10 protein-coding genes are annotated in these 12,731 nt (G+C 38.4%); 3 read left to right on the forward strand and 7 right to left on the reverse strand.

What is annotated here, in order from left to right; genetic code table 11:
- Nucleotides 1–30: 30 nt before the first annotated feature.
- The 5 genes from NXV01_RS18670 to NXV01_RS18690 all read right to left on the reverse strand — a co-directional run bounded on the left by NXV01_RS18670 (nucleotide 31) and on the right by NXV01_RS18690 (nucleotide 5,388).
- Entirely contained in the window at nucleotides 31–252 is a 222-nt protein-coding gene (locus tag NXV01_RS18670) for an NVEALA domain-containing protein (RefSeq protein WP_148366961.1), read from the reverse strand.
- Between the two features lie 207 nt (nucleotides 253–459).
- Complete coding sequence (locus NXV01_RS18675; RefSeq protein WP_259023062.1) at nucleotides 460–1,542, reverse strand: TolB-like 6-bladed beta-propeller domain-containing protein; 1,083 nt, start codon at nucleotides 1,540–1,542, stop codon at nucleotides 460–462.
- Nucleotides 1,511–1,735: an NVEALA domain-containing protein gene (locus NXV01_RS18680; RefSeq protein WP_148366963.1), complete on the reverse strand. Its 225-nt coding sequence runs from the start codon at nucleotides 1,733–1,735 to the stop codon at nucleotides 1,511–1,513. Before NXV01_RS18680 ends, NXV01_RS18675 begins: the two co-directional genes overlap by 32 nt.
- A gap of 172 nt (nucleotides 1,736–1,907) precedes the next feature.
- A complete protein-coding gene (locus NXV01_RS18685) occupies nucleotides 1,908–2,948 on the reverse strand; it encodes a hypothetical protein (protein ID WP_217722085.1) in 1,041 nt (346 codons plus the stop codon).
- 871 nt (nucleotides 2,949–3,819) lie between these two features.
- Nucleotides 3,820–5,388 (reverse strand): ATP-binding protein, encoded by a 1,569-nt coding sequence (locus NXV01_RS18690; RefSeq protein WP_259023063.1) that lies wholly within the window; start codon nucleotides 5,386–5,388, stop codon nucleotides 3,820–3,822.
- A gap of 248 nt (nucleotides 5,389–5,636) precedes the next feature.
- On the opposite strand from NXV01_RS18690, the gene NXV01_RS18695 reads away from it, so the two are divergent.
- Nucleotides 5,637–6,878, forward strand: a complete 1,242-nt coding sequence (locus NXV01_RS18695) for an ATP-binding protein (protein WP_195649597.1) — start codon at nucleotides 5,637–5,639, stop codon at nucleotides 6,876–6,878.
- A 105-nt stretch (nucleotides 6,879–6,983) separates the two neighbouring features.
- Here NXV01_RS18695 and NXV01_RS18700 read toward each other — a convergent pair whose 3' ends face one another.
- Together NXV01_RS18700 and NXV01_RS18705 are read right to left on the reverse strand one after the other, a co-directional pair.
- Nucleotides 6,984–7,676, reverse strand: coding sequence for a glycine zipper family protein (locus NXV01_RS18700; RefSeq protein ID WP_148366967.1), 693 nt, complete (start codon nucleotides 7,674–7,676; stop codon nucleotides 6,984–6,986).
- A gap of 25 nt (nucleotides 7,677–7,701) precedes the next feature.
- Nucleotides 7,702–10,014, reverse strand: a complete 2,313-nt coding sequence (locus NXV01_RS18705; RefSeq protein WP_195649598.1) for an ATP-dependent helicase — start codon at nucleotides 10,012–10,014, stop codon at nucleotides 7,702–7,704.
- A 146-nt stretch (nucleotides 10,015–10,160) separates the two neighbouring features.
- Between NXV01_RS18705 and NXV01_RS18710 the strand changes: the two genes are divergently transcribed.
- Both NXV01_RS18710 and NXV01_RS18715 read left to right on the forward strand, forming a co-directional pair.
- Nucleotides 10,161–11,900, forward strand: a complete 1,740-nt coding sequence (locus NXV01_RS18710) for an RHS repeat domain-containing protein (RefSeq protein WP_259023064.1) — start codon at nucleotides 10,161–10,163, stop codon at nucleotides 11,898–11,900.
- A 75-nt stretch (nucleotides 11,901–11,975) separates the two neighbouring features.
- Complete coding sequence (locus NXV01_RS18715; protein ID WP_309569307.1) at nucleotides 11,976–12,593, forward strand: superoxide dismutase; 618 nt, start codon at nucleotides 11,976–11,978, stop codon at nucleotides 12,591–12,593.
- Nucleotides 12,594–12,731 lie beyond the last annotated feature (138 nt).

Here is a 12,731-nt window from a genome sequence, read left to right on the forward strand (position 1 = left end):
TTAAGTTTCATCCTTTTGTTTATGACTAATTTATCTATTACGATATAAATAATGATCACTATTACTTGTTTCACAGATACTAATCAAATTAAGTTTACATCCTTTATCTGATTCTCTAGTATTTGCTAGAGCCTCTACATTAGTAAGAAATAGATCTGATAATTCTACATCGTGTTGTGATACATATACATTATATCCAGCAAATATTGCAACTGCAACTACAGCTATTACACTTAATAATTTCTTTTTCATTTTTAATTCTTTATATTAGTAAAAAAAATCATTTTTTCTGTATCTATCCTTTCAACAGAATAGCAATAATTTGCTACATTATTTTTTTATCCTTATGTTTGCATCGAAATCTTTTTAAAGGTTTAGGAGCAGGTGATATGTAAGCAAATCCGGCAAGATGAACAAACTCATCATCCTGCTCCTTTCTAATCAAGTTAATTATCTCATTCAGCCAAAGCTAAATTTAAGTATTGGCTGATCATTATTTACATCTGTCGCTATTATCGTTTTAGTAGCTTCATCCACCCAAATACCATATATATAATGGTCGAGCACATATTTGCATAACGGTTCTCCTTGCAAGCTAAATACGCAAATATACATTCCTCCGTCAGGAAGCCTTCCACTTTGTCTTGCTATCTCCTTAAAAGCTGTTCCATGAAATACTGCATAAATGGCACTATCTGTTACTTGTACATCACTAAATCCCATAATTCCCGTCGGTATACCATATCCATCTGATATTTTGAATTCAGGTTCACCATGCTCACCGATATGAACAACATGAGTACTATCTTTCAAATCATAAACTTCAACGACTTCTCCCAATTGGGTAACTGCCGCCAATATTCCATTGTTAGGATTGTAGTCAAGGAAACTCCTCCATGCCTGTGCTAACGCCGGACGAGCATTTTTCAATGCTTCTTTATTGACTGTTGGGATACTTCCGCTCTTATCTATAAGCTTCCCATTACAGTTAACTCGACATAAACGATTTTCACCGGAATAATCAGGAATAATAAATGTTGTATCATTATATATAGTAAAATCAAGTGGCCGAAGTATATCTTCATCCAATGTTACCGCTTCGTCACGAAGCAGCGAATCACCGGATGAAGAAAAGTCTAACCTAGTTAATTCACTTTTATTGGCATCCAATGTCCAGACTCCATGATTGTGCAAACGAAAATTTTCCATTGACAGCATTTCCGTAGGTGAATCACCACGTCTGCCAAAAGAAGATAAATACTGAAAGCTGGGATATTGGAATAAGTGTCCATAATGATCAAGACCATGTAAATCCATCACAATAGCCTTATCTCCTTCGATTCGTATCCTAAACGGATAGCGTAATAAAGCCGTATCAAGCTCTATTACTTCTCCTCTTAGTTCTCTCTCTTGCGGAAACTCCGAATAGAATAATACATCCTTTGCATATTCTTTATGCTTATGGTTGCAAGAGATAAAAAAGAAAAAAGAAAGAAACAGGAGACTTATATTATTTTTCAAGACTGTATCCGGTAGCAACATATTCCACTTTAACTTTTGTAGCTGGACAATCCACAGAACCACTACCAAAACAATTAATAGGCACATCGTGCTCGTCAGCAGCCAAAGCTTCAATATTATCTAATAATAATGTATTTACTCGAGGTTCTTTTAATGAGTAATTTACAGAAAGAACTGCCATTATCAGAATAGAAAAGAATAATAGTTTTTTCATATACTATAGTTTTATCGATTAATTAATGGGAACGAAAGTAGGCAATTGGCTTACAACTGCCAATAAATTAATCTATCCATTTCTATCTAACCGAATCTATCCACTATATATACCATTTTAGAGATAAGGCTTTTATTCAAAAAAATCCCATTTCATCGAAAATTATAGCTTCTTATTTATGTCTTCTAATTTGTAACTGATATCCAGTATTTTCATATCTTTGAACCTCAATAGATGGAACATTCTCGAAAACTCTTCGCAAACGACTTATTGCATTATGAAGTCTCGGATCATTATTTGATTTATCCGACCAAAATATTCTTTTGATTTCTTCATCTTTCAATATGTAATCTGGAGTATCTAAAAAATGTTTTAATAAAATAGCAGTTTGTGGTGGCATCTGAATCTCCTCTTTACCAAATACAAGCTTTCTCAAGTTTGCATCAAACATAATATCTTGGTCTATATGATAGACATGAACAGAAGTAGGAGCAACTACATTCTTTTGCCCTCTATTTCCAAAAAGTAGCACTATATTAATAGCAACGACACACAACCAATAAATAAAGCCATAAATAAAACCTCTTACACCCATAAGAGTAAAAAATGAAAAATAGAAAAAACCCTTTGCTTCAACTTCGCAACGATAACCTGCTGTAATATCAAACTCTGGTATACAATTTTCGAGTAGAAAAGTGTCAGGGTAGACACTATCTGTAATGTTTTCATCTTTATCGGATACCAAAAGCTGCAAGGCAAAAGTGCCAGACAAGCTTTGCCGTTTCAAATGCTGTTGCCACTTTTCATATAAAGCGCCCACTACCAAAGGATGTTTTGATAAATAAGTGGAATGTAAGAAACGTAATCGCGGATCAAATGTTATATTTTTACGACTTTTTTCTTTATCCAAGTAATATCCATGTTTTCCATTTCCATCTGTTATATAAACCGTATCAGGGTATTCCTTCAATCGCTGTTTCCGCTCACTAGTGTAAAAATAACCTTCAAAATAATCTTCTTGTAATTGTTGCAAGAGAACTTCTTTGAAAGCACTTTCCACTCTTTCACTAAACATTTTTTTTCTAGCCTCACAATATAATTGTCCTAGAATGAAAAATAATATTATCTCCAGAAGAAGTATTATTAACAAAAGGAACACCTTTTGTTTATTTCTAAATGTAATTGCATCGCTTAGTCTCGTTGTTAATTTCATGGTGTGACTTATTTATCTGTTTGAATAGCACAAAGGTAGCATTATTTACAATAATTGACAGACAATATAAAAACAATTTTGAGTTTTTATATTGCATCAAAATAATATTTCCAACAAGGAGAGTCTGTTCTATTTTTAAGATTCTCCACTTTTATTTCAAATCAAAACCGAAGTAAAAAGAGAAATAAATGTATAAATTAACGCAAGAATATACATTTTCAGACCAATAAATGCATAATTAAGCGATAAAAAACGAATTATTCTCCTTTAAACAAGCTCCATTCCTTTAAAAGGAACGTATCGTTGGTCAGTGAGGAACGACTCTTTTCTCACCGACCAACGAGATGTTCATCGGGATGACTCAATATAATTGGCATATTTCCTGCTATTTCAAGCTTTGTTCCAACAAAAACATATATAGTAAAATACCATAAAAAGACGAATTTACAAACAAATATCCACGATTAGTCATTTATTTCAAACAATGGTTACCATGACAACATACAAACAGAAGCATTATGAATCTTTGTAATCCTTCATCATTCGCATATTTACTTGCACATCATATCTTGGCTCCAAATTCAAACAGAAGAAACGCATAAAGTATCCCATTTTTATGAATGTTCTTATTCTAATATTTCCGTATATAAAAAATCCTATATCACATCTTAGACATGATATAGGATATTAACAATTATATGATAGAAGCAATTGATTGCAGCCTCTTTATTTCCTCTATGGACAAAACAGTAACTTACAAATACCACGAAAGCCTTCAAGAACTACAAAATAGGCTTTATTGCGTAATAAACGCTTCATAGCCCAATCGAAACGAATATAATTACTCGGCATAGGTTCGTCTCCTTTCTTGTTACCTTATTTCATGCTCTATCACCCACTTTCCCAAAGTCCGTGTTGTACTATCAAAATTCACTCCGACCTTGACAACCTTGTGATGATCTATCTCGTAAGGAATAGCATATTGTTTACTATTAATTTGAGCCAATGCTTCTTCGGGAGTTCCATCTACCTTAAATTCAAATACATAAATTGCATCGGACATCTTTATTACCACGTCAGCCCTGCCAATAGCATTCTTTACTTCTACATCTACATATTGACCCATTAAACGGAATAATAAATAAAAGATAGTCTGATAATGCTTCTCCTGATTGTTCTCCAAATCATAAGGTATAGATGAAAAGAAAGAACGAGTACGAAGAAGACACTGCTCAATATCACCTTTCATCAGGTCTCTTACAAAAGAGACTACATAAAAGTTACTTTCTCGTGTCGGTTGATTGAGATAGGAAGGGATCAACGTCTCAATAAAGCCTATTTTAACTTCTTCGTTGGGATAACCTAATGTATATGTACGAAAGAGAGGTTCATATCCTTTAATAGTCAAATAGCCACTCTGATAAAGCACAGGAATCGGATCGGTAATAACCTCTGTCGCTTTATCAAAATCTTCGTCTTTCACTTCCATCTTTTCCAATAGATTAAGACTGAAGTCCATTCGCTGTAACATTTCAATCAAGAAAGTAGGCGTGCCGGTAGAGAACCAAAAGCTCTTATAATCTTTTTGCGAAAATGCATTGAAAAGGCTGAACGGATTGTAAATATCTTCACAATTCTTGCTAAAATGATAACCGTCATACTGCCGTTTCAAATGCCGACAAGCTTCTTCATAGGTTTCATTATTCGCTTGAGCTATCCTCTCAATATCCGGTTGCATCTGACTTAGCAACTCTTGCTCTGTAATACCACAAATAGCACTATAATCATCGCTCATGCTGATATTCTGCAAGTTATTCAGCTCACTAAATATACTCATCTGACTGAACTTGCTGATTCCTGTCAAAAACAAGAAACGAAGATATTGCCCTTGTGCTTTAAGAGGACTGAAGAACTTCCGCATTTCAGTTCGCAATTGTCCTTGTAAAGCAGAGTCACTATTACTATCCAATAAAGGTGCATCATATTCGTCAATCAATACGACAACCTGCTTTCCTGTCTGTTGATAAATTCGTTGAAGCAAACCGGTTAAACGGGCTGCATAGCTCGTTTCTTCTTCATTTTTCCCATAAGTCCTCTCCCATTCGCTTAGATAAAGATTCAATTGCTCTTGCAAATCTTCGATAGTGGTATATTTTGTTCTGCTGAAATCAATATGCAACACAGGATAGACAGTCCATTCCTGTTCCAACTGTTCTATTGCCAGTCCTTTAAATAAATCTTTTTTTCCGGAGAAATAAGCTTCTAGAGTAGAGACTAGAAGACTTTTTCCAAAGCGGCGGGGACGGCTAAGAAAATACACAGTATCAGTATGGACTAATTGATAAACCAATGCGGTTTTATCAATATATACACAATTCATATTACGTAACTGCTCAAAATTCTGTATCCCGATAGGATATCTTCTGAATATCTCTTTCATATAAACCTAATGCATTAGTTGAAACATGAACAAAGATAATGTTTTTACGCGTATCTTACACAGATAGAGACTGAATTTGTTATTTCTAACCGTATCATTGTTGTATTGAAAATGAAAGTTGCTATCTATCATTCATTATCAACGAGAAGTATTATCACTTTTCACTCATTCACAATGAGCAATTTTAGCATTTTATATTCGTTTATAATGAGAAGTTTTATATCTTTGCAATCAAAAGCCCAGTTATCATGAAAGAATTATTAAAGCATATCATATTCGACCAGCGTGAAAAAGACATATCCCAAATGATAGAAAGGGATATTGACATGAGTTGTGTAAACAATCCCGAAGTGCTAGTCATATCTGGTATAAGAAGATGCGGAAAATCTGTTCTTTTACAGCAAATACGTTCGCAACAGTCAGAACAAGACTTTTACATGAATTTTGATGATGAGCGGCTTATCAACTTCAAAGTCGATGATTTTCAAACCTTATATGAAGCTTTCATCGAATTGTTTGGAGAACAAAAAACATTTTATTTTGATGAAATACAGAATATTCCCGGTTGGGAAAGATTTGTAAGAAGGTTGCATGACAGTGGATGTAAGGTATTTGTTACAGGCTCTAATGCCAATATGCTAAGTAGAGAATTAGGCACACACCTCACCGGACGTTATTGCCAAATTGAACTATACCCTTTCTCATTTCCCGAATTTCTAAAAATGAAGGAAGCATATCCGCAACAAAAGGACTTTTATACTACTACCGGAAAAAGTATGCTAAAAAAACACTTCGACGAATACTTGAAAACTGGCGGTTTTCCCCGTTATATAAAAGACCGGAACAACAATTACCTATCCACTCTTTATGAGAATATTATTTATAAAGACATTGTCACTCGAAACAAACTAAATGGTGAAAGAGAATTGCTGGAAATGGTTTATTACTTAGCCAGCAATGCTACGAAACGTTTCTCGTACAGTTCGTTAGCAAAAACGATAGGTATCAAACATACGGAAACAGTCAAAAACTATCTGGAATATCTTGAAAATACTTATCTGCTATTTCAGGTAATGAAGTTCGACTGGTCTGTAAAAAAACAGATGAACAACCAAAAGAAAGTGTATTTCATAGATAATGCCATTATTGGCAAAGTGGGATTCAATGCGACCGACAACATCGGGCAATTACTTGAGAATTTGGTATTTATAGAAATAAAGCGCCAGGGAAAAGATATCTATTATCATAATGACGGAATAGAGTGCGACTTCATTATGCGTGAAAACGGACATATTGTATCTGCCTGCCAAGTCACCCGTTCGATGAAAGATGAAAAAACAAGGCAGCGTAAAATAAATGGATTAATTTCCGCACTCAATACCTATAATCTCACCGAAGGAATAATTTTGACTGATGACGAAACCGAGGAAATAACTATCGGCAACAAAACAATACATATAATTCCTATATGGAGATGGCTATTAAAATAGTGACGCTATCCCACCAACATAGTGACGGTATATGCTTAGGATAGCGTCACTATTCCAGGCATATACCGTCACTATGTTTGAACCGGATATTCCGGGCTGTTATTTCTAGTTTCCGCGCTGTGTAGGCAGAGTAAATTCTTGCGAATCACAAATCACTCCATTCTCGTCCGCCACTGCGACACGGAATGTCACTTCACCGTCTTTCAATTTTTCACCTGCATGAATGGAAGCGGTATAACGGATGCCTTCACCCGGAAGAATTTCCTCCACCATCACGGAAGGAGAAATGCCGAGATGCTTCACCTTCCCCACCGTTTCTACCACAGGAACTACATTATAAACTGGATTTCTCCCTTCATTCATAATCTCAAAGATTATCTTGCTATTTTCTCCCGCATCAATCACATGACTGCGATTATCATCTATAAAACGGATCTTGCGCAACTTCAGTTGAGAAATAGGCTGTTGCACCTGTGGCTGCTTCTTATATTTTTGCACACGGACTTCCCTCACTTCAGGAATATACGCATCTTCCTCTATTTGCTCTTGTCTTGGCGCCGTCAACGCGTTTCCAATAGCCGCACCGGCAATGGTTCCCACAATATTCCCAATAGCAGAACCACGGTAACCGCCTCTCCAACCACGATTATTATCTCCGATAAGTCCACCTATCGAACCTCCCAGACTACCTCCGATAGAAGCACCTGCCATGATAGCTCCCGGATTTCCCATACGCCCCGACGCACATCCACTCAAAATCAAAGCGGAAAGCAAAATTACTGTTAGTTGTTTCTTCATGAGTCTCTCTATTTAGTGTTATTATTTATTCTACCACTTTAAAACGAGCGAAACGTAATAATAGTTGTTTGTCTCCCGCATTTTTAAAATGAATAGTTGCTTTCGCATTGTCTCCCGTTCCTTCTACTTTAATCACTTCACCCAATCCGAAACGTTCGTGCTCTATCATCTGTCCGGCCTGTACTCCTGCTACCGATGCCGAAGTGGAAGAGGTTGCCTGTGCACCGTTACTTGGGCTAACAGTACTAACTTTCTTCAAATTCCTCGGTACGCTGGGAGCAATGATCTGTGCTTTCGGACGTTGCTGTAAGGAAGCGCGGAAACGTCCCGCACCTTCATCGACAGCACGGCTCACTCCTGCCTCATGCGGCAGTTGCAAGTAATGAACATCGATATCACGCAAGAAACGACTGGGGCTTCCAAATTCCATCTTTCCATAACGGAAACGGGTTTTGGCAAAAGACAGATAACAATGTTCCTCCGCACGAGTAATTGCTACATAGAACAAACGACGTTCTTCTTCCAGTGCCCGGGGAGAATCTCCTACCATCCCACTGGGAAACAGGTTTTCTTCCAGACCGACCACAAATACATTCTTAAACTCCAATCCTTTAGCCGAATGGACTGTCATCAACGTTATCTTTTCTCCATCATCCGCCTTATCGGAATCCTGATCGGTAAGCAATGCAATCTCCGAAAGGAAATCGGTAAGAGACACATTCGGGTTACCCTCCTCCTGCCGCAAAGCGCAGAAGTCGTTGATACCATTCACCAACTCTTCTATATTTTCCTTACGGCTTAGATTCTCGGGGGATGTGTCCTGACAGACATCATTGATAATGCCGGACTGACGGATGATATTCGTTCCCATTTCATAAGCGTTCTTATCCGCCTGATCGACAATGAAACTTTCTATCAATTCACGAAAGCCTTGCAGTTTCGCATGCGTTCCTTTATTTATATCCAACCCATAAGTTAATGGTTCGCAGAGTGCCGCCCAAAGACTTACACCATGATCGGTAGCCGCCGATATAATCTTCCCGACCGTCGTATCTCCAATGCCACGCGCCGGATAATTAATGATTCGCTTGAATGCTTCTTCATCATTCGGATTCACTACCAAACGGAAATAAGCAATCACATCTTTTATCTCTTTTCGCTGGTAGAACGAAAGTCCTCCGTAAATTTTATAAGGTATACTTCGTTTCCGAAGAGCCTCTTCAAAAATACGGCTTTGTGCATTCGTACGATACAGGATAGCAAAATCAGCATATCCGTAGCGATACTCCCGACGCAGTTCTGCAATCTTATTAGCTACAATATCACCCTCTTCCACATCGCTATATGCCTGAAACACACCGATAGGTTCCCCCTTTTCTTTCTCTGAAAACACGGCTTTCCGTATCTGACGTTCATTCTTCTCAATCAGGCTGTTGGCAGCACAAACAATGGTTTGCGTGGAACGGTAATTCTGCTCCAGTTTAAAGACTTTCGTATTGGGGTAGATTTTTGTAAAATAGAGAATATTGTCAATATCCGCCCCACGGAAAGAATAGATACTTTGCGCATCGTCTCCCACTACACAGACCCGTTGATTTTCTTTAGTCAGTTGCAGGACAATGCTATGCTGCGCATAATTCGTATCCTGATACTCATCTACCAGCACATAACGGAACTGATCCCGGTAGCGTGCCAACACTTCCGGAAAGTCACGGAATAAAATATAGGTGTACACCAGTAAATCATCGAAATCCATTGCACCTGCCTGACGACATCTGTCCCAATAACGGGTATAGATATCACGGATAGCAGGCATCTTGGCGGCCATATCTCCTTCGTAGGCCTCTTTATTGGCAGCATACCCCGTGGGAGTAACCAGATGGTTCTTGGCATTGGAGATGCGTGCTTGCACTACTCCCGGCTTATACGTTTTCTCGTCCAATCCCATCTCCTTGATGATGGAGCGAAGCAGACTCTTACTATCAGCCGTATCATAGATGGTGAACTGGGAAGTAAAACCGATATATTGTGCTTCGGCACGAAGAATCCGTGAGAAGATGGAATGGAAAGTTCCCATCCACAAATAACGTGCCCGTTCCATACCGACCTGACGGGCAATACGCTCTTTCATCTCACGTGCAGCCTTATTGGTAAAGGTTAATGCAAGGATATTCCATGGATTATACCCGTTCTCCTGCTCCAGCAAGTAAGCGATTTTATAAGTCAATACACGCGTTTTTCCCGAACCGGCACCGGCTATCACCAGTGAAGGACCGTCATTATAAGTCACTGCTGCACACTGACTCTCGTTTAATTCCTCTATATAATTGGTATTCATAACAGCATTATAAAAACTATGTGGATTTTTAACAAACCCTTGGCACTCAAATTTGTTCTCAATACAAAAGTATAATATTCATTCGAGAATGAAGGTATTTTTATGAATTTTCATCACTAACTATTTTAACCTAACACCAAAAAGCAATGAAAAGAAGTATATTTTTATCGATTATTTTGAGTTTGTTTCTGGTTGCCTGCATCCCACAGGCAATGGCACAAAAGCAGAGCCGCCTGGAAAAGCTGCTAAGGTATCTGAACGATAATGACGCCGACAAATGGCAGAAGAACCGTGATAAGATAGACACCGAGACTCAAAGCTATTACGCCGAAGAACTGGCATTATTGGATGTGCTCAACGAATTATGGAACGAGCAAAGCGAACAAGCCGCCGCCAATTATTTCGGATGCTATGAAAAGGCTGCGAAAGCCTATTTCCCGAATATCTGCGAAGAAGAGAAGATACAACTTTCCAACGTGCAAGACAAAGCGGAACAAGCTGTCATCTCTGTTCTGGAGGCTTCGAAAGACCAGATTCCTTTTAGCAAGACATTGATGGACAGCATCCAGTCAAGCGGTTATCCGGCAGACTCCGCCATTTTACAAAAGGTACGGGACATCCGTGAAATGGCCTTACTGGAAGGTATGCTGAAAACACCCACGCTGAATATTTATCAAACGTACATCACGGAATATCCGAACGGCAAATTTATCTCTCAAATCAACGCTGCGGAAAACAAACGGCTTTACCAGATTGTAAAGAGTAATCCGACATCGGAGAATTTCAAGGCATTCTTTGATAATGCCGATATGCAGAAATTTTTCACTGATAAAGATACGCGTCCATTCCTTCCGGAAGTTCGCACGCTATACGACGATTTTCTGTTTCAAGGGATCGACAGCCTCCGGGAAAAAGGAAATGCGACAGCCATCCGGCAGATCATTGACGAGTATAAGCAATCACCTTACCTGACTTCCACTGCGCGTACTCATCTGGATGATCTTGAATATCTTAGTGAAAAGGCTGATTTCGAGCTTTTAAAAGCTGCCATTGTCAGTTCCGAATCATTGAGCATGCTGCAGGATTTTCTTTGCACACACAGGTACAAGGAATTTCGTGACCAGGCTAATGCACTACGGACACCGTTTATCCTACAAACAATCGTATCCACCCCTACCTCTGTGAAATACTATAATGGAGGACGATTGATAAAGTCTGCGGAAAATGACAGTACAGGAAATATATCGACCACTTATTCGTATGACGATAAGGGACAGCTCATTTCCACCCTGTCGCTTACCATAAAAAACGGTCAGCCAAGCAATGAAATACAAACGAACAGATTATACGATCCGCAAGGCCACTGCATCTTTGAAGTGCAAACGAATCCGAAAACCAAAACGGACCTCTACCGGCGGACACGCCGTATCGGTACGGATGGAAGTATCGAGAGTGATTCACTCAAGTATACAGACGGAAGAGTTATCATAAGTTCCTATGATAAACAGGGGTTATTGACCGAAACCAAAGAGTATAATAAGAATGGAGAACTTCAGGCGTACACCGCAAACAAATATGATGATAAGGGCAGATTGATTTCATCGCAACATCAAAATTTGCTTTTTGCCAACTCTCCGGATCAGATTATATCACAAAAAGATGCTTATGAATACGATAAATACGGCTATCTGACACAGATCGTCTACCAACGGATTTTGGGCAATAACCAGAAAACATCCGGATGCCTGATCTGCCTGTACGATAAATACGGAAACCGGATCGATAGTAATTCTTATTATGAATATGACAATACGGGCCAATGGACCTGCCGTACCAACCGTGATCATCCGAAAGATGTGGAACGTATACAGTACATTTATAAATAAAGCAAGATAGTGTGAACATTTTGCAGAGGGCTTCTGTTATTATAGTATAACAAGCCGATTAAAACTTGTAACATTATGAATACTATATTAATGTCTTTAATTATGATGACCATGACTTACGAAATGCCTAAACTTCCTTATGCAAACAATGCATTGGAACCTGTAATCAGTCAGCAAACAATAGATTTCCATTACGGAAAACATCTACAAACGTATGTAAATAATCTGAATAGCCTCGTGCCCGGTACAGAATATGAAGGTAAAATGGTAGAAGAAATCGTTGCAGCCGCACCGGATGGAGCTATTTTCAATAACGCCGGACAAGTATTGAATCACAATCTGTACTTCCTGCAATTTGCCCCGAAACCTTCGAAAAAGGAGCCAACCGGCAAACTGGGAGAAGCCATCAAACGTGACTTTGGCAGCTTTGAAAACTTCAAGAAAGAATTCAATGCAGCAGCAGTCGGATTGTTCGGTTCAGGATGGGCCTGGCTATCCGTAGATAAAGACGGTAAACTGAAAATCACTAAAGAAGTGAACGGAAGCAACCCAGTACGCGCCGGTTTGAAACCGCTTCTCGGATTTGACGTTTGGGAACACTCTTATTATCTGGATTACCAAAACCGCCGTGCCGACCATGTTAACGCCCTGTGGGATATCATCGACTGGGATGTGGTTGAAAAAAGAATGTAATCGGATTTCATAGACTAAACTATACTTATGAAAAGGTCGTTGTGTATTTCACAGCGACCTTTTTTACAGATTAAAAAAACTGACTTTTATTGTATATCAGACGCATTAGTTGTATTTTTGCAACTAATAATCCAACAT

Source organism: Bacteroides sp. BFG-606, from assembly GCF_024788145.1.
GTDB classification, from domain to species: domain Bacteria; phylum Bacteroidota; class Bacteroidia; order Bacteroidales; family Bacteroidaceae; genus Bacteroides; species Bacteroides vicugnae.